The organism is Aquitalea sp. ASV11 (genome assembly GCF_016429185.1).
In the GTDB taxonomy this organism is placed as follows: Bacteria; Pseudomonadota; Gammaproteobacteria; order Burkholderiales; family Chromobacteriaceae; genus Aquitalea; species Aquitalea pelogenes.
Map to the genome: position 1 here is coordinate 1 of NZ_JAELUD010000005.1, position 23,348 is coordinate 23,348.

Here is a 23,348-nt window from a genome sequence, read left to right on the forward strand (position 1 = left end):
AGCCGCAGCTGCCGCTGGTGGCCATCAATACCACCGCCGGTACTGCCAGTGAAATGACGCGTTTTTGCATCATCACCGACGAGGCACGCCACATCAAGATGGCCATTGTCGACAAGCACACCACGCCTATCCTGTCGGTGAATGACCCGGAAACCATGGCTGGCATGCCGCCTTCGCTGACGGCTGCCACCGGCATGGATGCGCTCACTCATGCTATCGAAGCCTATGTTTCCACCATCGCCACGCCGATTACCGACGCCTGCGCGCTGAAGGCGATCAGCCTGATTGTTGCCTACCTGCCGCGTGCCGTGGAAAACGGCCAGGACATGGAAGCGCGCGAACAGATGGCCTATGCCCAGTTCCTGGCCGGCATGGCTTTCAACAACGCTTCGCTGGGTTATGTGCATGCCATGGCGCACCAGCTGGGTGGCTTCTACGACCTGCCGCACGGGGTATGCAATGCCGTATTGCTGCCGCACGTGCAGGTGTTTAACAGCAAGGTGGCTGCTGCCCGTCTGGCTGATGTTGCGGTGGCACTGGGCACGAAGGCAGATGCTGCCGAGGCCATTGCAGCCATTCGTCAACTGGCTGCTCGCGTGGGCATTCCGGCTGGTCTGACCCAGCTTGGCGTGAAAGAAGAGGATATCCCGGTACTGGCCACCAATGCATTGAAAGATGCGTGCGGCTTTACCAATCCGGTTCAGGCCACGCACGAGGAAATCTGCGCCATCTACCGTGCTGCCATGTAAGCATCTTCTGGTTTGATATCCAGCAGACAGAGCCGGCTTTGCCGGCTCTTTGCATTTCAGCGGCTGGCAAAACCTGCAGCAGTGGCAGCACTGCGGATGGCTTCCAGCACCAGCCTGGCCTTGCGCGGGATACGCCGGCTGGCGAATACCGCATGCATCTGCGCATCCTCCCCCCGGCTGGACACAATGCGGTAGTCCGGGCATAGCCGCACCAGCTGACCCTTGGCCACCAGTGGTTCGGCCAGCCAGTCGCCCATGCGTGCCACGCCCCAGCCAGCCAGTGCAGCCTGCAGCACCGCATTGCCGGAACTCACCCGATGGCTGGCATTCAGGTTCAGGCTGACCTGATGGCTGTCTGAAACGAAATTCCAGGCTTTCAGGATGCGTGGTGCGGCATGAATCAGGATGGCGTGCTCACTCAACTCTTCTGGCTGTAGTGGCAGGCCATGGTGCGCCACATAAGCCGGGCTGGCATACAGGCGTCGTTGATAAGGCCACAGCGGAAAGCCGATCAGTTCGCTGGAGGCGGGATAGGCACCGCGGATGCTGAAATCCAGCTTCTCGCGGATGGGCTCCAGAATGGTGTCGCTGTACAGGATGTCAAAGCGCAGCTGCGGATTGTGCTCGGCCAGTTGCTGCAGGATGGGCGGCAGGAAATGGCTGGCCATCACCTCGGGTGCGGAAAAGCGCAGCCAGCCGCGTGGCGCACTGCCCAGCGCCGCCAGGTCGTCTTCCACTTCTTCCTGCAATTGCAGGATTTGCCGCGCGGTATCGTAGTAGGCTTCGCCCGCCATGGTGAGGCTGACCTGCTTTTGCGAGCGGGCCAGCAGGCTGGTGCCCAGGTTTTCTTCCAGCGCCTGCACCGCACGGGTCGCAGTACTGGGCGAAGTGCCTAGCTGACGGGCTGCCGAGACAAAGCTCTTGCGCTCCACCACGGCGCAGAATACCTGCAGTTCCCATAACAGTTTCATGATGCCCGCTTCTTGTATTGCAAAAACTGCAATACGGTATTGCAACAGCAAGAGCAGTGCAAGTCCTACAATGGCAAGCATTACTGGGAGGCAGGCATGTTGTTGACTTTGGGATTTCTGTGTTTCTTTTCTTTCATGGCCGGTCTGATTGATGCTGCCGTGGGTGGCGGTGGCCTGATCCAGACCCCGGCACTGTTCAATTTCTTGCCGCAGTATTCTGCTGCCACACTGTTTGGCACCAACAAGATGTCCTCGGCCGTGGGCACCTTGTCCGCCACGCGCTCGTATTTGCAGCGGGTGCGCCTGCCGTGGAAGCTGGTGATTCCGGCAGCCATCACGGCCTTCGTGATGTCGTTTGCCGGTGCTGCCACGGTGAATGCCATCCCGAAGTCGGTGATCCGCCCGCTGGTACTGGTACTGCTGGTGCTGATGGCCATGTACACGCTGTGGAAAAAGGACTTTGGCAAGCTGCACAAGCCGGTGACGATAGGTCGCCGCGAAATGGCTGTCGGCATGGCCATTGGTGGGGCAATCGGCTTTTATGATGGCTTGTTCGGGCCGGGCACGGGCAGCTTCCTGATCTTCCTGTTCATCCGCTTTTTTGCCTTTGATTTCCTGCATGCCTCGGCAGCGGCCAAGGTGGTGAACCTCACCACCAATGTGGCGGCGCTGGCCTTTTTCATTCCTACCGGCAATGTGCTGTTCCAGTACGCCATCCCGATGGCCGGTTTCAATGTGCTGGGAGCGATGACCGGTTCCTGGGTGGCCATGAAGAAGGGGGCAGGCTTTGTCCGTATCCTGTTCCTGCTGCTCACCACGGTGCTGATCGGCAAACTGGCCTGGGACATGCTGCAGCCCTGGCTGCATGGCTGAACGGGTTTTGCTGGCTGAAATGAAAAAGACCACGCAGTATTGCGTGGTCAGCTTATTGACAAACCCCTCTCGCTTTCTGGATAGAAAGCGAGGCTCCCTTGCAGGGCAAGGGCGGGGGGATTGGGAATAGATGGGAAGGCTGCGGAATCCAAGAGTTAGTCGAAAGGCCCGGCTTTGCCGGGTCCAGTGCAATCGCACCAAATAACTTTGTCAGCAGCCTGACCACGCCGTACTGCGTGGTCTTTTTTTGTCTTGTTGCGTGCTGGGGGCTCAGTCGTGCTTGTACCAGCCGCGGTGACGGCCATTGTCGTGGTGGTGGTGACGATGATGGTGGCGTCCTTCATCACGCGCCGGAGCTGCCGGACTCTCTTCACGCTGGTTCTTGGTGGTGATGGCCACGCCGGTGGCCCCACCAACTGCGCTGCCGATGATGGCGCCATTACGGCCACCTACTGCATTACCAACTGCGGCACCTGCTGCACCGCCTACTGCACCACCAAGAATCGCATCAGTTGTCGAGCCGGCCTGAGCGGCAGTGGCTGCCAGGCAGAGGGTAATGACCGAAATCCACTTGTTCATTTGCATGGTTTGCTGCTGTCACTAAGTTAGTGGCGGCAGTCTAGTAATAGCGGGGTAAATCGGACAAGTGGTGAAATGTTAGCAAGTATTGAAAAGCATTTGGCAAGGAATGATCATGGCATGATCTGTCGGGATGATGTTTTCAAGATGCTGATTTTGATTGATTATTTATCCTGTATTGCTCAAGTGGTTTTATAACAATCTGTTACAGAGTCAGGCCGGGTAAACCGCCCGACCCTGCAACAGCCATTGTCATGCCGCCAGTCTGTAGCTGCTTGCAAGCTGCACATTACTGCCCGGAACAGCCGCAACCGCCGCCGCCGCCACAACCACCACCGCTGGCCGGAACGGCTTCTTGTGCCTGGCCAAGGCTGATCTGGAATTCAATCACGATCATCTCCGGCTGGCGCTCGGCATAGCGGAAGGTGACTTGCTGGCCATAACGCTGGCGGACTTGTTCCAGCAAGGGCAGGGGGTCGTGATCGTTGACGAAGCGCATCACTTCACCGTCATGCAGTGATTCGAGGGCGCCAAAAATGGCCGCGTGGCGAAAGCGCTTGGCAATGCCGCGGGCGTCGAACAGGTAGCTGGTATTGAGCTGGGGGGAGAGCGTGGTCATGATGTATTCCTGCTTGAGGGTGGTGAAGCCCGGATTTTGTCGCTATCCGGCATGGTCCATCCTTGAGTCAGGATAAGAAAATCGGCATCGACCACCCCTTGTACGGCATGAACTTTGCCTGACTACACGCCCCATCAAGCCTGGTCATCCCCCACAAGCCGCTACGGCGTTGTCGGGCGGAATGCAGGCGATGCGGAGCAGTGATGCCGCCGCTGCCATCCCTCTGTACAATGAAGCGCCATGAAGCTACAGCCCTCCCGGCCGGATGCGGCCACCCCCTTGCTTGCCTGCCATGAGTGCGACCTGCTGCAAGCTGCACCTGCCAATAGTGTGCAGGGGGTGAGTTGTTGCCGCTGCGGCGGTCAATTGTTACCCGGGCCTGCCTATCGGCCCAGTACCTCGCTGGCCCTGGTGCTGGCCGGCCTGCTGGTGTTTGTGCTGGCCAATGCCTTTCCCGTGGTGGGGCTGGAGGCCAACGGGGTCAAGACGGCAACTACCCTGTTGGGGACGGCCTGGCAGCTGTCGCAGCAGCAGATGGAGCCGGTGGCCCTGCTGGTGTTGCTTACCGGGGTACTGACGCCGGGGCTGGAGCTGCTCTGCCTGCTCTACCTGCTGTTACCCTTGTCACTTGGCCATGCGCCGCGTGGCTTTGCGCGCGTGATGCGGTTGGTGCATGTGCTGCATCCCTGGGGCATGGTGGAAGTCTTCCTGCTGGGTGTGCTGGTGTCGCTGGTGAAGCTGGCGCATATGGCCGAGGTGCATCCCGGTATTGGCTTGTGGTCGTTTTTTGCCCTGATCGTGCTGCTGGCCGGTAATGCCAGCCGTTTTGATCCGGGCATGCTGTGGGAGCGATATCAGGCATGCCGCGACCGCACTTGAAGAGCGCAGCCAGCCAGGGGGTGTGGCGCTGCCACGCCTGTGGCCAGCTCAGCCGGGTCTGCTCCCCGGCGGCAACGGCAGTCAACTGCCCGCGCTGCGGCGGCAGCCTGCACCGGCGCAAACCGCACAGTCTGCAATATGCCTGGGCTTTTTTGCTGGCCGCCATGTTGTGTTACATCCCGGCCAACCTGATGCCCATCATGCTGACGGAAATGCTGTCCGGCACCCAGCGCGATACCATCATGAGCGGCGTGGCCTATTTGTGGCGCAGTGGTTCCTGGCCGCTGGCGCTGGTGGTGTTTGTGGCCAGCGTGCTGGTGCCTTTGCTGAAAATACTGTCCATGTTGCTGCTGCTGCTCACCGTGCACTGGCGTTCGCGCTGGGCACCCCGCCAGCGCACCCGGCTGTACCGGTTGCTGGAAGTGGTGGGGCCGTGGTCGATGCTGGATATCTATGTGGTGGGCTTGCTGGTGGCCCTGGTGCAGCTGCAATCCCTGGCCACCATCAAGGCCGGGCCTGGTGCAATTGCCTTTGGTGCCGTGGTGGTACTGACCATGCTTTCAGCCATGCATTTTGATCCCAGACTGATCTGGGATGTATTCGAGGAAGATGATGAGCGATAAGCCTTCAGCACAAACAGAACAAAACCGCCCACCGCAGAATGATGCCGCGCAGGAGGCCCTGCCGATGGCCGTTGCCAGCCCGGCACGGCAAAGCCGCTGGTCGCCCTCGCTGGTATGGCTGATACCGCTGCTGGCTGCCTTGATAGGCGGTTATCTGGCGGTGCAGGCCATTTTGTCGCGCGGGCCCACCATTACCATTACCTTTCGCAGTGGCGAGGGGCTGGAGGCCGGCAAGACCCGTATCAAGTACAAGGATGTGGATATCGGCGAGGTGACTGCGGTACGCATCAGTCCGGACAGCAAGAATATTGAAGCCACGGCCCAGCTGAGCAAGGAAGCCGAGCGCTTCCTGGCGCGTGACAGCCGCTTCTGGATTGTGCGGCCACGCATTGCCGGTGGCAGCGTGTCCGGCCTTGGCACCCTGTTGTCCGGCGCCTATGTCGGCATGGATGCCGGCAAAAGCAGCGAAATGAGCCAGCATTTTACCGGCCTGGATGTACCGCCCATCATTACCGGTGATTTGCCCGGTCGTCAGTTCGTGCTCAAGGCGGCAGAGCTGGGTTCGCTGGATATTGGCGCGCCGGTGTATTTCCGCCGGGTGCCGGTAGGGCAGGTGGTGGCATATCAGCTGGACAAGAGCGGCAGCAATGTCGACATCACGGTGTTCATCAACTCCCCTTACGACCACTTTGTCACGGCGGATAGCCGCTTCTGGCACGCCAGTGGTGTCGATTTGTCCATTTCTGCCAACGGGCTGAAGGTGAACACCCAATCACTCAGTGCCATCATGCTGGGCGGGGTGGCTTTCGAAACGCCGGTCAGTCCGGCCGAGGAAAAACCGGCCACGGCTGGTTCGGTGTTTACCTTGTCCAATACCCGTGAACTGGCCATGCAATCGCCGGATCATGAAGTGGTGCCGCTGCTGCTGAAGTTCCAGCAATCGGTGCGCGGGCTCACTGTTGGTGCGCCGGTGGATTTCCGCGGCATCGTGATTGGCGATGTCACCAGCATCGGCATGGAATACGATGCACCACGCAAGGACTTCAACATGCTGGTGAGCATCCGCATCTTCCCCAGCCGCCTGCTCAGCCTGTCCCGCAATCTGACTGCCGAAAAACTGCACCAGCTGAAACTGGACAAGATGGTGGAGCACGGCATGCGGGCGCAGCTGCGTTCCGGCAGCTTGCTCACCGGCCAGCTGTATGTGGCGCTGGATTTCTTCCGCGATGCCAAGCCAGCCCAGTTGCTGCATCGTCAGGGCATGGATGTTCTGCCTACCATTCCGGGCGACCTGGAAGAGCTGCAAGGCGTGCTGCAACGCATTGCCCGCAAGCTGGACAAGGTGCCGTTTGACAGCATAGGCCAGGAGCTGGATGGCACCATCAAGGAATTGCACGCCACCCTGAATACCGTGCAACAGCTGGGCAACAGCCTGGATGGCAAGGTGGTGCCGCAAACCCTGCAAACCCTGCAGCAGTTGCAGCAGACGCTGGACAGTGCCAGCCAGGCCCTGCAAGCCAACTCGCCATTGCAGCAGGATGTGCGCAAAGCCGCGCAGGAAGTCACGGAAACGGCGCGCAGCTTCCGTGCGCTGAGTGATTATCTGGACCGTCACCCGGAAGCCCTGATCCGTGGCAAACAGGAGAGCAAGCCATGAAAATGCGCAACCTTGCCCGTGGTATGTGTTTGTGCGCCGTATTGCTGACGGCCTGCACCTCGGTGCCATCCCGTTTCTACCAGTTGCAGGCCACCAGCATGCCGGGCCAGAACCAGCGCCCCGGAGCGGTATTGCTGGTGGAGCAGGTTACGCTGCCGGCCGGAATGGACAGACCACAATTACTGCTGGAGAACGCCGAAGGTCTCCCACAGTTGCAAGAGCAGGATTACTGGACTGCCAGCCTGAGCCGCCTGTTGACCCAGGCAGTGGCGGGCAATCTGGCGGTGCAGCTGGGCTTGTCCACCATCTATGCAGCACCGCAACTGAGCCTGGGGCGGATGGACCTCAGCTTGCAACTGGATATCCGGGAATTCCGCTTGCGGCATGGGCAGGGCGCGTCGCTGGCTGCGGCATGGCGTCTGGTACAGAACGCCTCGCACAAGGTGTTGCTGCAAGGTTATTTCAACCAGCAGCAAGCGGTAACTGTGCCGGGCAATGCCGCGCTGGTGGCAGCGCAGCAGCAGTTGCTGGATGCGTTGAGCCGGCAAATCGGCACTGAGATGGCATCACATCCGGACTACTTGCATCCGGCGGCTTGAGTATCGGGGCGGGCTGGCGCATTCCTGTCCGGCAGCTGACGCTCGCTTGCGCACAGGTCCGGGCCGGTCTGCTGGGATGCCGCAGGTTTTATTGTCTGATTTTTGTATTGATTGCTTTAAAATCTGGTTGTGTGATTTTTTGTTTTTATTTGTCAGATTTAATGGCATTAAAATTGCAAAATAGCAGCAAATTTTGGCTTAAGTTAAAGTTGCAGCTGGATAGAATGAACCGCATTCATTCTTTCCGACTTTTGCCATGTCATCCAGCGCATCCACTCCAACTGCCACATCAGGTAATGCCTATTTGCTGCTGGTGCTGACCATGCTGTTGTGGTCCACCAATTTTGTCATTGCCCGTGCCATCCATGGCCAGATCGGCCCTTTCGGCCTGGCTTTCGGCCGCTGGGCCATTGCCTTGCTCTGCCTGCTGCCATTTGGCCTGCCACGACTCGGTCGGGCCTGGCCCTTGCTACGACAGCAATGGCGCAAAATGCTGCTATTGGGTGTGTTTGGCATCGGACTGACCAACACCCTGGTGTATGTGGCCGTACGCACCACGACAGCCACCAACGCCGTCATTCTCAATAGTGCAACGCCCATGATGGTGCTGGTACTTGGCTCGCTGTATTTCCGCCAGAAGCTGGCCCGACGCCAGTGGCTGGGCATGCTGGTGGCCATGGCCGGGGCATTGCTGATCGTATTGAAGGGCAATGTGCTGGGGGTGAGCGCTTTCCAGTTCAGCCACGGAGACTTGCTGGTGTTGGCCGCAGGCTTGTGCTGGGCGGTTTACACGCTTGGCTTGCGTACCTTGCTGCCAGGGCTGGATGCCTTGGTGATGATGATGGTCCTGTTGCTGGTGGGCGAACTGGTGTTACTACCCGCTTTTGTGCAGGAAACCTGGCAGGCTGGTGGTTTTCATCCCCTGTCGCTGTCCGCCGGGGCTGCCTTGTTGTATCTGGGCATCTTCCCTTCGGTCTTGGCTTTCCTGATGTATAACCGCGCCATTGCCCAGGTGGGGGCGGCCAAAGCTGCCGGCTTTCTTTACCTGATGCCTGCGTTTGGTGCGGTGCAGTCCATTGTCCTGCTAGGCGAGGAGCTGCATTGGTATCATGTGGCTGGCCTGGCGGCGATTTTTGGCGGCATCGTGCTGTCTTCACTCAGTCGCAAGCCTGCTGCCGGGCGTGTTGCCAGTGCGGTGAAGCTGTCCACCGCAGACTGATGCGGTGTTGACTACGGATTTATACGGATGGTGCAAAGCGGCATCCGGCACTAAAGTACACATTGTTGGCAGTGCCCGTACTTATTGGATCTCCCGCAGTACCTGCCAACCTTAATTTTGTTTGTAGTTGAAGTACCTCTGGCTTTTGTTCCTCTTCAGTATTGGCTTAGCTCGGCCCGGTGATTCCTCCCCGTTTCACCGGGCATTTTCTTGCCTGCCTTTGCCGTTTTCTTCCTGTCAGTACCATCAAACGCACCATGCAAGGCCGCTTGGCGGCGGTAATCATGGTCAGCCTGCGGTCTATCCCCTACAATAGCGCCAGATCAACAGCGGCTGTGCCGGTGGTGACGCGCTGCCCGGGACGATTTTGAACTCGCAGCGTGCAACCGGTGCTATCCGCTTTTTTTATTACAGGATGCTTTACATGGAACCCGTACGCCTTTCCAAGCGGATGGCCGAACTGGGTATTTGCTCCCGTCGTGAGGCGGACAGCTATATCGAACAAGGCTGGGTCAAGGTAGACGGCGAAGTGGCCGTGCTTGGCCAGAAAGTGCTGCCGCACAACACCATTGAAGTGCTGAAGAAGGCACAGGATGCCCAATCGTCACGTGTGACTATTCTGCTCAACAAGCCGGTGGGCTACGTGTCCGGTCAGGCAGAAAAGGGCTATCTGCCAGCTGTCACGCTGGTCAAGCCGGAAAACCACTGGTCGGAAGACCCCAGCAAGAAGCGCTTCATCCCGGCACATTTGCGTGGCCTGGCTCCGGCTGGTCGACTGGATATCGATTCGGTAGGTCTGTTGGTACTGACTCAGGATGGCCGGGTGGCCAAGCACATCATCGGTGAGAATTCCACGGTCGAGAAGGAATATCTGGTCCGGGTAACTGGCGAATTGAGTGACCGTGGCCTGGCCTTGCTCAACCATGGCCTGTCGCTGGATGGCGAAGCGCTGAAACCGGCAGAAGTGGCCTGGCAGAATGAAGACCAGCTGCGTTTTGTGCTGCGTGAAGGCAAAAAGCGCCAGATCCGCCGCATGTGCGAGCTGGTTGGTCTGCGTGTGGTGGGCCTCAAGCGCATCCGTATCGGCACCATCAAGTTGGGCAATTTGCCTACCGGTCAGTGGCGTTATCTGCGTGATGACGAGATGTTCTGATCCATCCGGGCAAGACTTGGGCAGTAAAGTGTGACGGCGACCGGTGGTCGCCGTTGTGCATTGCACGATACGACTTGGATTTGTCCGCCCACCATGACATCATCAAGGTCATGAACCTATTGCTGATCTGTTTGCTCATTGCGCTGGCTGGCCTCGTCTTGCTGTGCGCCTATCCCTCCGCATTTGGTCAGCGGCTGTTGCGCTGTGGTTTGTGCTTATCCGGGTTCCGCCAACGCCGACAGTCGTTGCCCGCAGGCGAGCTGGCATATCTGGAAGCGGGTACCGGCCCGGCCGTCATGCTGATTCACGGCTTTGGCGGTGATGGCCCTACCAGCTGGGGGAGGGTGATGGCGGCATTGGCAAAACAGCATCAGGTGCTGGTGCCGGACTTGCTCTGGTTTGGTCTCAGCCATGCCGCAACGGCCCCTTCGCTGCACGCACAGGCGGATGCACTCGAAGCGCTGATCCGTGCCCGCGTGGCGGACAAGGTGCAACTGGTGGGCTTGTCCTACGGTGGTTTCGTTGCCCTGGAGCTGGCCCGGCGCATGCCGGAAAAAATTGCACAACTGGTGATCATGGCCTCGCCGGGCATGGTCTACACCCCGGCCGACCAGCAAGACCTGCTGGACCGCGCAGCCGTAAAATCTGCAGAACAACTGTTTGTGCCCAATGATGCACAAGCACTGGCCCGCATGATGGCACTGGTGGGTAGCCCGCTGGCACGTGCACCACGGTTTTTGCTGCAGGATGTCTGGCTGTTTTATTACCGTGACCGCGCACCGCAGTTGCGTGCCCTGATGCAGGAGCTGGCTAGCGGCCAGCAGGCCCATGTTGAGCGTCTCAGCCAGCCACTGGCCATGCCGGTAGCTGTGGTATGGGGTACGCAGGATGAGGTTTTTCCCTTGCCCATTGGGCAGCGGCTGGCCAGTTCGCTGGATGCGCCGTTGTTCACCATCGATGGTGGAACCCATGTCTTGCCTGTCGTGTCTGCCCCTCAAACCGTAGCCGTGCTGCAGACCATCTTGCAGCAGGTGCCTGCCTGGCAATGATGCTGTCGCAGATCTGTACGGGCCAGGTGCAGTGACCTGTTTGAAGGAGAGTTGAGCGATGCTGGGCTGGTTGTGGCAAAAACTGGGGCTGGACAAGGCATCCCAGCAAGAGAAGGCAACTGCCTTGCACGCCATCGAGATGGTGATTGACGGCTGTGACGGGCGTTTGCGCTTGTTGCCCGGGTATCAGCAACGCCTGTTGCCAGGTGTCCGGCTGACGCTGGATTATCTCGCCGGATTACCCTGGCAGCAGATTGATCCGCTTGAACTCTCCTTGCGCAGCTTCAGCACCGACCGTCGCCTGGGTTTGCTGTTTTCCAGCCCGCTCAGCCTGCTGCTTTGTCTGAAAAGCAGTGAGCCTTTGCAGTCATTTTTCCTGTCGGCCAGCCAGGGCGACCAGGCCTGGGCCATCCTCAGCATGAGCCGCAGCGAAACCGTACGTTTTGGCATGACAGAACACAATGGCGAAGTCCGTAGTGATGTCGCCCAGCAGATTGTCAGTTTCGACCAGCATAGGCTGATCGAACCGTCCGCCACACCTGAAGACCTGCAACAGAGTGCGCGTCGGCGCGGCCTTGCCGTACTGGTGGCGGTGATAGACCGGCGCATCAAATTGCTGCAACAAATGCGGCTGGATTTACAGACCGAGCTGGAGAAAATCCAGTTAAAGCTGTCAACTTTCGGGCATGCGGGCAGGGTGGTGATTGATGCTACCGGCGGCACGGACAACATGGCCAGCCTGTCGCCAGAGGATGCTGAAAGCCTGCGCCAGCGTGAAGCGGAACTTCAGCAGCAATTACAGCCATTGGCCCGGCTTGCCGAACTGGAAGGCATTCTGGATGTGGTATGCGAAGTACTGGAGCAGCCAGCCCGCTTTTTTCATGTTGAAGCACAAACCATTTACCTCAACCGCATGGGTGTATTGCATGAACGCCAGGATGCGGATGATGTCACTGCCCTGCGCTTCGAGCAGGTGGTGATGGGGCAGTTGCAACCCATTTCCCGGGTGTTGATGCCGGTGCAGGTCCAGCGTCAGCATGTGCAAGAGCTGGAGCAGCAGTTTGCCGATGAGCTGGCAGAGTTGCAGCAGCAACAAATGCAGGGCGGCTTATTCTGATTGGCCGGTTGCCAGCACCTCGGCACTCAGCTTGACGCGTGGCCAGATTTCCTCCGCCTGGCTTACCGCATAAGGCTGATGCTTGTACTTCACCACACCTTGGTCTGACAGCAGCAAAACCCGGTTTGCCTCTACTCCGGCCTGGCGCAGGCAAGCCTGGACGCAGGACAGGCGACAGCCATCCAGTGCCAGAATGGGACGGCCTGACTGGGCCAGTTTCACCAGGCCGGGTATGCCGCCACCCACGCCGGCAATGCACGACATTTCTGCCAGGCCTTCGCGATCCAGCCGCAAGGCAAGGTCGTTTGCCATCTGCGCGGCGCTGGAGCAGCCGGAACAGGCGTAAACCAGAGGGAATTTATTCGCTGTCATGCATGCATTGTGCTGTGCATGTCATACAGCAAGGTATCCGTCGCAAGAGGAAGCCGGCCTAGCTCTTCCGGGGGAGGTGCAGGATCAGCGGGACGGTCATTTCGGCAGCGCTTACCCCGCCATGCTGGCCTGGCAGGTGCAGCGGTTTTTCCCAGGGCAGGGTGTCGCGGATACTCCAGTCCTCGCGCGTCAACAGGGTGACATCACCGCAACGGCTGGCCAGCTGCGGATGTGCTTCGCCGGGTCCAAAGGCGCCATTTTCCAGTAGCAGTTTGCTGTCCAGTACCCAGCAGGCAGCTTCCAGCTGTTGCTGAGCTTGTCGCATGAAATCGTTTTTCAGCCCCGGTTTGACATGACAGAACACGGCCCGGCGCTCGCCGGACAATGGTTGTGCCAGCATGGCATATAGCGCGGGGAAGTCCTGGTCCAGGCTGATCATGCGCGTGCGTGGTGTGTCGATAAACCCGTGATCGGCGGTGACCATGATGGCAGTGTCTGTCTGTTCCGCCACGTCCACCAGCTGGGCGAAGGCCGTATCCAGCTGGTCAAACAGGGAATGCACGGCAGGGGAGTGACAACCCTGGCGGTGCATCAGGCTGTCGAGCTGCGGCAGATAAAGATAATGGAAGGCGGGCACATCACTCTGCTGCAGGCGGCTTGCCAGCTGTGCAAACGCATCATCGACATCTCGATAGCCGGTGCGTTGCACGCTTCCTGCATGGTGCAGGCTATAGGGTGAATCGGCGATGTACTGCGGTTGCAGAATGTGTGCGGGCCTGCCCAGTCGTGGCAGCAAAGGCGGGCAGACCAGTAATTGCCCGGCCAGTTGCTCCGGTAGCAGTGTGCTGCTATCCGGGTAGCGTACCGACATGGGCAATGGGGCAACAATATGCTCCTGTCTGTCCGGTGCTATCTGGCAATGCAGATGCCAGCCAATCAAGCCGTGGCTGGCGGGGGGCTGACCGGTCAGCAGTGTGGTGATGGCGGCAGCCGTGGTTGCCGGAAACACGCTGCTCAAGGTCGTGCACTGCTTGCGTTGCAGCACGCTGTCGGGGCCAAGCGTGCGCAATTGCTGCTCGCCCAGCCCGTCGATGAGCACCAGAACCACATGCTTGTGCTGGCCGATGCCTGACAGCCAGGGTTCAGATAATCTGGCATGTCCGCTCTGCGGCCCGCCAAGCTCATGGCTCAGGCTGGTCATCAAGTTGAGCAGGCTGCCACCCTGATAGTCGGGCCAATGGCTGCCGGGGCAAAAACGGCTCAGTGCAGAGGGCATGGGGGTTCGCATGACGGCTGAAATTCAGCCAGCTTACAGGCATACTGTGCCGACTTGAATCCCTGGTTTTTTCATATGACCCAAGCCGAGCAAAACATTTGCCAGCGCTGCGGTGCCTGCTGTGCAGCCTTTCGCGTGAGTTTTCACTATTCCGAACTGGACACCGAACCGGGAGGGCGTGTGCCGGCACGCCTGGCCGATGAGGAGACTTCCACCATCATGCGCATGCGTGGAACCGACTATGCGCGTCCGCGCTGTATTGCCCTGGTTGGCAAGGTTGGTGAGTCGGTCAGCTGTGGCATTTACAGCGATCGCCCTTCGCCGTGTCGTGAGTTCGGTGCGCGTGCCAGCATTGGTGTGTATGAAGAAGCCTGTAATCGCGCTCGGGCTCAAAACGGATTGCCACCATTGCAACTGGACTAAGTGCCACTATTCAGACTGGGAAAGAATTTTTCACCAGCTATCCTGAAACCATGCCGAACATGCGATCTGATCCAGCCGCTGTTTGGTGTCTTGTCTCCACCTCGGCCAGCCAGTAGGGCGGTTGACCGAAGCTGCCCCGGCCAGTATGCCGGGGCTTTTTTGTGTCAATAAAAAAACCGGGCCATGGCCCGGTTTTGTTGTCAGCACTGGGTGCTTGCTCAGCGACGTTCCACTGCCAGCGCCACGCCCATGCCACCACCGATACACAGCGTAGCCAGGCCTTTCTTGGCATCACGACGCTGCATTTCGTGCAGCAGGGTAACCAGCACACGGCAGCCGGATGCGCCAATCGGGTGACCCAGGGCAATGGCACCACCATTGACGTTGACCTTGTCGGCAGACCAGCCCAGCTCGCGTGCCACACCCAGGGCCTGGGCGGCAAAGGCTTCGTTGGCTTCAACCAGGTCCAGCTCTTCCACGGTCCAGCCAGCTTTTTCCACGGCCTTGCGGGTGGCGGCAACCGGGCCGATACCCATGATTTCCGGAGCGCAGCCGGTGAGGGAGTAACCGCGAATCACAGCCAGCGGTTTCAGGCCCAGTTGATCTGCCTTGGCAGCAGTCATCAGCATCACGGCAGCGGCACCATCATTAATGCCCGAGGCATTGCCGGCGGTCACGGTACCGTCTTTCTTGAAGGCCGGGCGCAGCTTGGCCAGTGTTTCGGCCGTGGTGCCGGCCTTGATGTATTCGTCGGCATCAACGGCCACCGGGTCGCCCTTGCGTTGCGGCACCAGCACCGGAACGATTTCGTCCTTGAACTTGCCTGCTTTCTGGGCAGCTTCGGCACGGTTTTGCGATGCCAGAGCCAGCGCATCCTGTTCTTCACGGCTGATGCCGTATTTTTCTGCCACGTTTTCCGCAGTAATGCCCATGTGGTACTGGTTGTACACATCGGTCAGGCCGTCGGCCACCATGGTGTCCACCAGTTGGGCATTGCCCATGCGGAAACCATCACGCGAACCCGGCAGGATATGCGGGGACAGCGACATGTTTTCCTGACCGCCGGCAATCACGATTTCGGCATCGCCATTGGCAATGGCCTGGGCTGCCAGATGAACTGCACGCAGGCCGGAGCCGCATACTACATTCAGGGTAGTGGCCGGGGTGGTGATCGGCAGGCCGGCCTTGAGCAATGCCTGGCGGGCCGGGTTCTGGCCGACACCTGCGGTCAGTACCTGACCCAGAATCACTTCACTCACGTCTTCCGGCTTTACGCCGGTCTGGGCCAGCAGGCCCTTGATGACGGTGGCGCCCAGTTCGGGGGCCGGAACTTTGGACAGTGCACCACCAAAGCTGCCTACAGCGGTACGCAGGGCGGCAACAATCACGATTTCTTGCATAGCTAACTCTCCGTTATGGTTCTGCGGTGGGGGCCCCTGTCAGGAGCATGTGCCCGGCATGCGTGTGCCGGGCATCGGATGATTATTGCAGGCTGGCTACCGTGCTGGGCATGGCTTTGGCCAGGACATAAGTGCCAGGTGCGGCTACCAGCGCCGGGAACTCCTTGCTGCCAGCCACTTTGGGCGCGGCAATCTTTTTGCCGGATTGCGGGGCCAGCCAGCTGTCCCAGTCCTTCCACCAGCTGCCCGGACGGCTTTCTGCGCCTTCCAGCCAGACTTCCGGGTCGTCCACCAGGTTTTCATTCACCCAGTAGTTGCGCTTGTCCTTGGTGACCGGGTTGATGGAGCCGGCAATGTGGCCGGAAGCGCCCAGTACGAAGCGGCGCGACGGTGCGCCAGTCATGTACTTGATGCCGGAGAAGGCCGACTTCCACGGCACGATGTGGTCTTCGCGGGCGGCAAATACATACAGCGGGATGTCCAGCTTGCTGATGTCGATGGGCACATCACACAGGGTGATGGCATTTTTCTTCACCAGCGCATTGTTCAGGTAGAACTGGCGCAGGAAGAAGGTATGCATCGGCAGTGGCAGGTCGACGGCGTCGTTGTTCCAGTACAAGAGGTCAAACGGTGCCGGGGTTTTGCCCAGCAGGTAGTTGTTGACCACGTAGTTCCACACCAGATCGTTGGCGCGCAGGCTGGCAAAGGTACGGCCGATTTCCTTGCCGCTGACAATGCCGCCGCTGGCGATCTTTGCTTCACGGCTCTTGACCAGGTTTTCGTCGATGAAGACCTTGATTTCGCCTGGATCAGCATGATCAACCAGCGAAGTCATGAAGGTGGCGCTGTCAATCAGCTTGATGCCCTTGGCCTGCATCACACACAAGGAGGTGTTGAGGATCACGCCACCAACGCAGAAGCCCAGGGCGTTCATGCTCGGTTGCTTGGTGATTTTCTTGACGGTTTCGGCCGCGGCAATCACGCCTTTTTCGATATAGCTTTCCCAGGTGAAATGCTTCATTTCCGGGACAGCCGAGCGCCAGCTGATCAGGAATACCTTGTAACCCTGGGCGACGAAATGGCGCACCATGGAGTTGTCCGGCTGCAAGTCCATCAGGTAGTACTTGTTGATGCAGGGCGGAACGATGAGCAGCGGCTTTTCGTATACCTCGGTGGTGGTCGGGGTGTACTGGATCAGTTCGATCAGCTCGTTACGGAAAACCACCTCGCCCGGTGTAGTGGCGATGTTCTTGCCGATCTCGAACTTGCTTTCGTCCGACATCGAGATATGGCCTTTCTGGATGTCCTCGGCCATGTTCTTCATGCCTTCCACCAGGCTTTCGCCCTTGGTTTCCAGCGCCCGCTTGATGACTTCGGGGTTGGTCAGCATGAAGTTGGTCGGTGCCATGGCATCCAGATACTGGCGGGTGGCAAATGCCAGTTTTTCCTTGGACTCGTCTTCCAGTTGCGACTGGTCAACCAGCTCTGTCATCCACTTGGAGGTTTGCAGATAGCTTTGTTTCAGGAAGCTGTAGAACGGGTGCTCGTTCCATTCCGGTGCGGCAAAACGGCGATCGCTGCTGGCGGCAGGCGCTGCGGCGGCCTCGGCCGGTTTCTGGCCAAGGAATTGCAGCCACATGTTCATTTGCTGCTGGTAAAGATTGGTTTGCATGGCCAGCATCTGGTTGGTGTTGCTCACCATCTGGTTCCAGGCGCCGGAAATGGGATTGGCTGCTGCGTCCAGCGGCATGCCTGCGGTCATCGAATTGACAAACTGCTGCATCCACTGCTGGTTGGCCTCGGAGAGGCTGGAGAAGAAACTCTCCAGAGAAGCGGTCGTTTCCTGAGTCAAGGTACATCTCCTTAACATGCCGTGAGAGGTGGGTGGATACGTGCTGCCCGGGTGGCCTGGTGGTGTTGCCACCGTCGGGATACCTGCTGACTGTAACAGGACTGTATGACAATTTCACCGGGAGGCGGTAAGCCGCCATGAAAAAATCCATGCAGGGAGTCGGGCTGTTGCGGCAATGCACAATTCATGTCCATGTCCTTAACCCAATACCAATGCGAGTTCCGGCCGCCTTGGCGTGTTAAAAGCCATCAGGTCAGTCATGGCGGGCGGCATGGTAGCAGGGAATGCCCATGTAATGACATACGTATAATCATCAATCGGCTCCCGCAAGCATGTTACATCTGGGATAATCGGGCGCTTGAATCGTAAGGAGTACATCATGGCCGTTGTCATGCTGGATGGCGTAGCGCAGCAAGTCAGCAATATTTTCTGCATTGGCCGCAATTACGCGGCACATGTGGCCGAATTGGGCAATCAGCTGGAAGAAGAACCGCTGGTGTTCCTGAAGCCGACTTCTGCGCTTACCTTGAGCGGGCAGCCCATGCGTTTGCCTGCCTATTCTGCTGATGTGCACCATGAGTGCGAGCTGGTGCTGCTGATTGGCAAGGGTGGCTGCGATATTGCCGCTGGGGATGCCTTGTCTCACATTGCGGGTGTGGGGATTGGTCTGGATCTGACCGCGCGCGATGTGCAAAGTGAGGCCAAGCGGGGCGGCAAGCCGTGGACCAAGGCCAAGGGCTTTCGCCATGCGGCTTGCGTGTCCGATTTTGTCGGCAGTTCCCATGTGGATCTTGGCCAGCCCTTCAGCTTCAGCTTGCAAGTGAATGGTGAAACCCGTCAGCAGGGCGATACCAGCCTGATGCTGTATCCGCTGGCCACCATCATCAGTTATCTGTCGCAGGTTTATGGCCTGACGGCGGGTGATCTGATCTACACCGGCACGCCGCAAGGCGTGGCAGCCCTGCACGCGGGGGATGTGCTGCATCTGCAACTGGACGGTGTGGTAAGTGCCGACTGGACGGTGAGCGCATGAGCCGCCAGCGCGAGCAGGACGAAGACGACGGCAAGGTGCGGCTGGACAAATGGCTGTGGGCTGCGCGTTTTTACAAGACGCGCCAACTGGCGCACGAGGCGCTGGAACTGGGCCGGGTGCTGGTGAATGGCGAGCGGGTGAAGGCTTCGCGCATCGTGCGCGAGGGTGATGAACTGTTGCTGCGCATTAACCAGCTGGAATACCGCATTACCGTGCTGCAACTGGCCACCCAGCGTCGTCCGGCCAAGGAGGCCGTGCTGATGTATCAGGAAGACGAAGCGGGCAAAGCTGAGCGCGAAGAGCGCATGTTGCTGCTGAAGGCCGAACATGCCAGCTTCCCGCATGGTGAAGGCCGACCCACCAAAAAGGCCCGGCGCGATATTTCCCGCTTCAAGGGCTCCCTGTAATGACCATGCCACCGTTGCTGATGCCGGGCGGTGGCAGCTTTATCTGATTGTGTATTGATGTCTGCCTCATCTGCTGTTGTTGCGCCCTCCCTGCGTCCTTTTGCGCTGTTCTATTTTGCCTATTTCGCCTTTCAGGGCTTGTTCGGCCCGTTCTGGGGCTTGTATCTGGAATCGCTGTCATTTTCTGCCCTGCAGATTTCCGTGCTGATGGCGCTGTCCACGCTGGCGCGTATCGTGGCTCCCGGCTTCTGGGGTTGGCTGGCCGACCGGCAAGGGCGGCGACGGGCCATCATCATCAGCACCTCCTTGTGTTCGGCATTGGCCTTTGCGCTGGTGGGGCTGGGTAATGGCTTCTGGTGGATTTTCACCAGTCTGGCGGTATCGCATTTCTTCTGGGCCGGGGCCTTGCCGCTGGTGGAAGCCAGCACGGCCTACCTGACGCGTGCCCAGCCGGGCCGCTACAGCCGGGTACGGGTGTGGGGCTCCATCGGCTTTGTCTGCCTGTCCATGGTGGGTGGCTATGTGCTGGACCTGATCCATCTGGCCAATCTGCCCTGGGCTTTGCTGCTGCTGCTGGCATTCATCGTGTTGGCTGGCTGGTTCGTGCCGGATGTCAGCAATCCTCGTCATCATCAAGTGGCCGGGCCGATCTGGCAGACCTTGCGCCAGCCACGGGTGCTGGCCTTGTTTGCCTGTTGCTTCCTGATGGCTTATGCCCACGGGCCTTATTACACTTTTTATTCCATCGGCCTGCGCCATGCCGGTTATGACAAGGGTGCCATCGGCTTGTTGTGGTCGGTGGGGGTGATCAGCGAAATCCTGGTGTTCCTGCTGATGCCGCGCATCATGGGCCGCTTTTCGCTGGAGCGGCTGATGCTGGCCTCACTGCTGACCGCCGTATTACGCTTTGTGCTGATTGCCTGCGCGGTGGAGCAGCCAGTGCTGGCGGTGCTGGCGCAGAGCATGCATGCGCTGACCTTCGGCCTGCACCATGCCACTTCGGTGGGCTTGATTCACCGCCTGTTTGCCCAGCAGCACCAGGGCCGGGCGCAGGGCTTGTACATCATCGCCTCGTTTGGTGTGGGCGGCAGTTCCGGCGGGCTGGTTGGCGGTTTGTTGTGGCCGCATGGCGGCATGTTGCCGACGTTTGGCATGTCGGTAGTGGCTGCAGCGCTGGGCGTGCTGGTGTGCCTGCGCTGGTTGCGGCCGGAACCACCCGCCAAGACTACAGCAGCATGATCAGCTTCAGTTCCGGTGCCGCAGCCAGATTCAGCGTCAACTGTTGATACACCAGTCGTCCGCGCTGCGGATGGTTGAAGGCGCGCTCGCCACCTTCGCGGCCTTGTACGTCATGCTGCTGCCACAGCGTATCGAATTCCGCACTGCCCTGACGCAGGGTGTCCAGCCATTGCCGGATGCTGTTTTCCTCCAGTCGCTCACCCGCATCGGCGCGAAACTCTGCCACCATGCGCCGCGCCCGTACCGGCCAGTCCTCTACCAGCTGGCGTGACTCGGCGCGCAAAAACATGAAATCCAGCAAATTGTGCCGTGCCAGTGGCTGATCCAGCCAGCCGCTGAACAATTCCGCCGCCAGCGTATTCCAGGCCAGCGCATCCCAGTTGGCATCCAGTACATAAGCCGGTGTACCGATGACATTTACCGCGTCACGCAAGGCCTGACGGGATTGCGGATTGCGTTCGACAGGCCTGTCCTGCGGGTTTTTCAGTCCGGCCAGCTTGAACAGGTAATCGCGCTCGGCATGGGTCAGTAGCAGCGCATCGGCCAGCCGTGACAGGGTGGGGGCGGATACCGACTGACTGCGTCCCTGTTCAATCCAGGTCAGCCAGGTAGGGCTGATGCCGCACAGGGCGGCCACTTCCTCACGCCGCAAGCCCTTGGCGCGGCGTCGGCTGCCCGCAGGCAAGCCGGCCTGCTGCGGGCTGACCCGTTCGCGATGGGCGCGGATGAATTCGCCCAGCGGGCTGGTGGTTTTACTCTGGCTCATGTTGATTCCTGATTGAATTTCCACTTTAACGTGGTAGTGCCAGTACTAGTATAAATGCTTATCTTGTACTAGGAAAAAAGCTGCGCGATGATGTGTGCCAACAGCAGCCGAACTCTGTGGCGCACAACGGCCAGGGCAAGCAGGACAGCCTTGTGGCGGTAACGATCAGCGTGACAGAATGGCTGCCTTGTATCCGGCAAACCGGCGGTGTTGCAACCGCCATTTCACGAGCAGGAAGCCATGACAGCACAAACTCTTTACGACAAGCTCTGGTCCAGCCATGTAGTGCGGGAAGAGGCCGACGGCACGGTTCTTCTTTATATCGACCGCCATCTGGTGCACGAAGTCACCAGCCCGCAAGCCTTTGGAGGCCTGAAACTGGCCGGCCGCGGCCTGTGGCGTGTGGATTCGGTGGTTTCCACCGCCGACCACAACACCCCGACCGACCACTGGGACGAAGGCATCAAGGACCCGATCTCGCGCCAGCAGGTGGAAACCCTGGATGCCAACATCAAGTCCTTTGGCGCGCTGGCTTACTTCCCGTTCAAGGACAAGGGGCAGGGCATTGTGCATGTGATGGGGCCGGAACAGGGTGCCACGCTGCCGGGCATGACCGTGGTCTGTGGTGACAGCCACACCTCCACCCACGGTGCCTTCGGCGCTCTGGCACACGGCATCGGCACGTCGGAAGTGGAACACGTGATGGCCACCCAGTGCCTGGTCGCCAAGAAGTCCAAGAACATGCTGGTGAAGGTGAATGGCCCGCTGCCAGCCGGCATTACCGGCAAGGATGTGGCGCTGGCAATTATTGGCAAAATCGGCACCGCTGGCGGTACCGGCTATGCCATCGAATTCGGTGGCGAGGCCATCCGCAGCCTGTCGATGGAAGGCCGCATGACCTTGTGCAACATGGCCATCGAAGCCGGTGCCCGTTCCGGCATGGTGGCGGTGGATGAAAAGACCATCGACTACGTCAAGGGCCGCCCGTTTGCCCCCACCGGCGCACAGTGGGATGCTGCCGTGGCTTACTGGAACACCCTGCATTCGGATGAGGGCGCGCATTTCGACGCCGTGGTGGAGCTGGAAGCCAGCGACATCAAGCCGCAAGTGACCTGGGGCACCTCGCCGGAAATGGTGACCGATATCGACGGCATCGTGCCAGACCCGGCTGCCGAAGCCGACCCGGTGAAAAAGGGCAGTATTGAACGCGCGCTGGCCTATATGGGTCTGACTGCCAATACCCCGGTGAAAGACATTCCGGTCGACATCGTGTTTATCGGCTCCTGTACCAATTCCCGCATCGAAGACCTGCGTGAAGCCGCTGCAGTAGCGCGTGGCCGTAAAAAGGCAGCCAGTGTGAAGCAAGTGCTGGTGGTGCCGGGTTCCGGTCTGGTGAAGGCGCAGGCCGAAGCCGAAGGGCTGGACAAGATTTTCATCGAGGCAGGTTTCGAATGGCGCGAGCCGGGTTGCTCGATGTGTCTGGCCATGAATGCCGACCGTCTGCAACCGGGCGAGCGCTGCGCCTCCACCTCCAACCGCAACTTCGAAGGCCGTCAGGGGCAGGGTGGGCGTACCCATCTGGTCAGCCCGGCCATGGCAGCAGCGGCAGGGGTGACCGGCCATTTTGTTGACATCCGTCAGCTTTAATTCTGCGAAAGGAATTCATCCATGAAAAAAATTGCACTCAGCCTGTTTGTGACCATCCTGCTGTCTGCCTGCAATACCTTACACGGCGCGGGTGAAGACCTCAGACAAGGCGGCCAGGCTGTCGGCCATGGTATCCAGAAGGCTGGTCAGGCCATCGAAAACGCTGCCCAGTAAGGGCAGCCTGATTCGGAAAGAATCTCATGAAAGCATTCAACAAACTTGACGGGCTGGTGTGCCCGCTCGATCGTGCCAATGTCGATACCGACGCGATCATCCCCAAGCAGTTTCTCAAGTCGATCAAGCGCTCCGGCTTTGGCCCCAACCTGTTCGACGAATGGCGCTATCTGGACCACGGCGAACCGGGCATGGACAACAGCGTACGTCCGCTCAATCCGGATTTCGTGCTCAACTTTCCGCGCTACGCCGGTGCGCAAGTGCTGCTGGCGCGCGAAAACTTCGGCTGTGGTTCCAGCCGCGAACACGCACCGTGGGCGCTGGACGACCAGGGCTTCCGCGTGGTGATCGCCCCCAGCTTTGCCGACATCTTCTTCAACAACTGCTACAAGAACGGCCTGTTGCCCATCGTGCAGCCTGCTGAAGTGGTGGACCAGCTGTTCCGCGAATGCGAAGCCAGCGAAGGCTACCGCCTGACGGTGGATCTGGAAGCGCAGACCATCACCACCCCGTCCGGCCAGTCGTTTGCCTTTGACATCACCGAGCACCGCAAGCACTGCCTGCTGGGTGGTCTGGATGAAATCGGCCTCACCTTGCAGCACGCGGAAGAAATCAAGTCTTACGAGGCGGCCCGCCGCCAGTCCCAGCCCTGGTTGTTCCTCCAGGCCTGAA

The 23,348-nt window shown here is 59.4% G+C and carries 25 protein-coding genes; 17 read left to right on the forward strand and 8 right to left on the reverse strand.

Going from position 1 to position 23,348, the window contains the following annotated elements; translation table 11 throughout:
• Positions 1-749: iron-containing alcohol dehydrogenase (locus JHD62_RS02965; RefSeq protein WP_199101712.1), on the forward strand; the 749-nt coding region annotated here is incomplete at its 5' end.
• A gap of 56 nt (positions 750-805) precedes the next feature.
• Here JHD62_RS02965 and JHD62_RS02970 read toward each other — a convergent pair.
• Positions 806-1,720: a LysR family transcriptional regulator gene (locus JHD62_RS02970; RefSeq protein WP_199101713.1), complete on the reverse strand. Its 915-nt coding sequence runs from the start codon at positions 1,718-1,720 to the stop codon at positions 806-808.
• 96 nt (positions 1,721-1,816) lie between these two features.
• On the opposite strand from JHD62_RS02970, the gene JHD62_RS02975 reads away from it, so the two are divergent.
• On the forward strand, positions 1,817-2,593 hold the full coding sequence (locus tag JHD62_RS02975; protein WP_197077105.1) for a TSUP family transporter: 777 nt from the start codon (positions 1,817-1,819) through the stop codon (positions 2,591-2,593).
• A gap of 270 nt (positions 2,594-2,863) precedes the next feature.
• Here the strand turns inward: JHD62_RS02975 and JHD62_RS02980 are convergent, their stop codons facing one another.
• Positions 2,864-3,172, reverse strand: a complete 309-nt coding sequence (locus JHD62_RS02980) for a glycine zipper domain-containing protein (protein WP_052693755.1) — start codon at positions 3,170-3,172, stop codon at positions 2,864-2,866.
• A 289-nt stretch (positions 3,173-3,461) separates the two neighbouring features.
• Complete coding sequence (locus JHD62_RS02985; protein ID WP_199101714.1) at positions 3,462-3,791, reverse strand: DUF2249 domain-containing protein; 330 nt, start codon at positions 3,789-3,791, stop codon at positions 3,462-3,464.
• A gap of 240 nt (positions 3,792-4,031) precedes the next feature.
• Between JHD62_RS02985 and JHD62_RS02990 the strand changes: the two genes are divergently transcribed.
• The 8 genes from JHD62_RS02990 (at position 4,032) to JHD62_RS03025 (ending at position 12,087) form a co-directional block, all read left to right on the forward strand.
• Positions 4,032-4,670 (forward strand): paraquat-inducible protein A, encoded by a 639-nt coding sequence (locus tag JHD62_RS02990; protein WP_045845237.1) that lies wholly within the window; start codon positions 4,032-4,034, stop codon positions 4,668-4,670.
• Complete coding sequence (locus JHD62_RS02995; protein ID WP_233160576.1) at positions 4,652-5,293, forward strand: paraquat-inducible protein A; 642 nt, start codon at positions 4,652-4,654, stop codon at positions 5,291-5,293. Before JHD62_RS02990 ends, JHD62_RS02995 begins: the two co-directional genes overlap by 19 nt.
• Before the next feature lie 64 nt (positions 5,294-5,357).
• Positions 5,358-6,950 carry an intermembrane transport protein PqiB gene (locus JHD62_RS03000; protein ID WP_233160577.1) on the forward strand — a complete coding sequence of 531 codons (1,593 nt, stop codon included), beginning with the start codon at positions 5,358-5,360 and terminating at the stop codon, positions 6,948-6,950.
• Complete coding sequence (locus JHD62_RS03005; protein ID WP_199101716.1) at positions 6,947-7,549, forward strand: membrane integrity-associated transporter subunit PqiC; 603 nt, start codon at positions 6,947-6,949, stop codon at positions 7,547-7,549. The genes JHD62_RS03000 and JHD62_RS03005 overlap by 4 nt, the downstream gene beginning before the upstream one ends.
• 256 nt (positions 7,550-7,805) lie before the next feature.
• Positions 7,806-8,768, forward strand: coding sequence for a DMT family transporter (locus JHD62_RS03010; RefSeq protein WP_199101717.1), 963 nt, complete (start codon positions 7,806-7,808; stop codon positions 8,766-8,768).
• A 424-nt stretch (positions 8,769-9,192) separates the two neighbouring features.
• Positions 9,193-9,921: a pseudouridine synthase gene (locus tag JHD62_RS03015; protein ID WP_045845232.1), complete on the forward strand. Its 729-nt coding sequence runs from the start codon at positions 9,193-9,195 to the stop codon at positions 9,919-9,921.
• Positions 9,922-9,995: 74 nt separating this feature from the next.
• A complete protein-coding gene (locus JHD62_RS03020) occupies positions 9,996-10,970 on the forward strand; it encodes an alpha/beta fold hydrolase (RefSeq protein ID WP_199101718.1) in 975 nt (324 codons plus the stop codon).
• Positions 10,971-11,028: 58 nt separating this feature from the next.
• Positions 11,029-12,087 carry a hypothetical protein gene (locus JHD62_RS03025; protein ID WP_199101719.1) on the forward strand — a complete coding sequence of 353 codons (1,059 nt, stop codon included), beginning with the start codon at positions 11,029-11,031 and terminating at the stop codon, positions 12,085-12,087.
• Here the strand turns inward: JHD62_RS03025 and JHD62_RS03030 are convergent.
• Entirely contained in the window at positions 12,079-12,459 is a 381-nt protein-coding gene (locus JHD62_RS03030) for a putative zinc-binding protein (protein WP_199101720.1), read from the reverse strand. The two genes, JHD62_RS03025 and JHD62_RS03030, sit on opposite strands and share 9 nt — an antisense overlap.
• A gap of 58 nt (positions 12,460-12,517) precedes the next feature.
• Complete coding sequence (locus JHD62_RS03035) at positions 12,518-13,735, reverse strand: alkaline phosphatase family protein (RefSeq protein WP_233160579.1); 1,218 nt, start codon at positions 13,733-13,735, stop codon at positions 12,518-12,520.
• Positions 13,736-13,810: 75 nt separating this feature from the next.
• Here JHD62_RS03035 and JHD62_RS03040 point away from each other — a divergent pair, with 75 nt between their 5' ends.
• Complete coding sequence (locus JHD62_RS03040) at positions 13,811-14,158, forward strand: YkgJ family cysteine cluster protein (protein WP_045845228.1); 348 nt, start codon at positions 13,811-13,813, stop codon at positions 14,156-14,158.
• A gap of 218 nt (positions 14,159-14,376) precedes the next feature.
• On the opposite strand, the gene JHD62_RS03045 is transcribed toward JHD62_RS03040, so the two are convergent.
• Positions 14,377-15,558, reverse strand: coding sequence for an acetyl-CoA C-acetyltransferase (locus JHD62_RS03045; RefSeq protein WP_045845227.1), 1,182 nt, complete (start codon positions 15,556-15,558; stop codon positions 14,377-14,379).
• An 82-nt stretch (positions 15,559-15,640) separates the two neighbouring features.
• Complete coding sequence (locus tag JHD62_RS03050; protein ID WP_370303009.1) at positions 15,641-17,341, reverse strand: PHA/PHB synthase family protein; 1,701 nt, start codon at positions 17,339-17,341, stop codon at positions 15,641-15,643.
• A 448-nt stretch (positions 17,342-17,789) separates the two neighbouring features.
• Between JHD62_RS03050 and JHD62_RS03055 the strand changes: the two genes are divergently transcribed.
• From JHD62_RS03055 to JHD62_RS03065, 3 genes are read left to right on the forward strand one after another with little or no spacing between them, the layout of a single operon-like run.
• On the forward strand, positions 17,790-18,443 hold the full coding sequence (locus JHD62_RS03055; RefSeq protein WP_199101721.1) for a fumarylacetoacetate hydrolase family protein: 654 nt from the start codon (positions 17,790-17,792) through the stop codon (positions 18,441-18,443).
• The gene (locus JHD62_RS03060; protein ID WP_062789956.1) at positions 18,440-18,850 is read left to right on the forward strand and encodes an RNA-binding S4 domain-containing protein; all 411 of its coding nucleotides are present in this window, start codon (positions 18,440-18,442) and stop codon (positions 18,848-18,850) included. The genes JHD62_RS03055 and JHD62_RS03060 overlap by 4 nt, the downstream gene beginning before the upstream one ends.
• A 57-nt stretch (positions 18,851-18,907) precedes the next feature.
• Positions 18,908-20,089, forward strand: a complete 1,182-nt coding sequence (locus JHD62_RS03065; protein ID WP_199101722.1) for an MFS transporter — start codon at positions 18,908-18,910, stop codon at positions 20,087-20,089.
• On the opposite strand, the gene JHD62_RS03070 is transcribed toward JHD62_RS03065, so the two are convergent.
• Entirely contained in the window at positions 20,076-20,855 is a 780-nt protein-coding gene (locus JHD62_RS03070) for a helix-turn-helix transcriptional regulator (RefSeq protein ID WP_199101723.1), read from the reverse strand. The two genes, JHD62_RS03065 and JHD62_RS03070, sit on opposite strands and share 14 nt — an antisense overlap.
• Before the next feature lie 240 nt (positions 20,856-21,095).
• On the opposite strand from JHD62_RS03070, the gene leuC reads away from it, so the two are divergent.
• The 3 genes from leuC to leuD are packed head-to-tail and all read left to right on the forward strand — an operon-like array spanning position 21,096 to position 23,347.
• A complete protein-coding gene (gene leuC / locus JHD62_RS03075; protein WP_199101724.1) occupies positions 21,096-22,502 on the forward strand; it encodes a 3-isopropylmalate dehydratase large subunit in 1,407 nt (468 codons plus the stop codon).
• 21 nt (positions 22,503-22,523) lie between these two features.
• Complete coding sequence (locus JHD62_RS03080; protein ID WP_131359253.1) at positions 22,524-22,676, forward strand: entericidin EcnAB; 153 nt, start codon at positions 22,524-22,526, stop codon at positions 22,674-22,676.
• Between the two features lie 26 nt (positions 22,677-22,702).
• On the forward strand, positions 22,703-23,347 hold the full coding sequence (gene leuD, locus JHD62_RS03085) for a 3-isopropylmalate dehydratase small subunit (RefSeq protein ID WP_199101725.1): 645 nt from the start codon (positions 22,703-22,705) through the stop codon (positions 23,345-23,347).
• Position 23,348 lies beyond the last annotated feature (1 nt).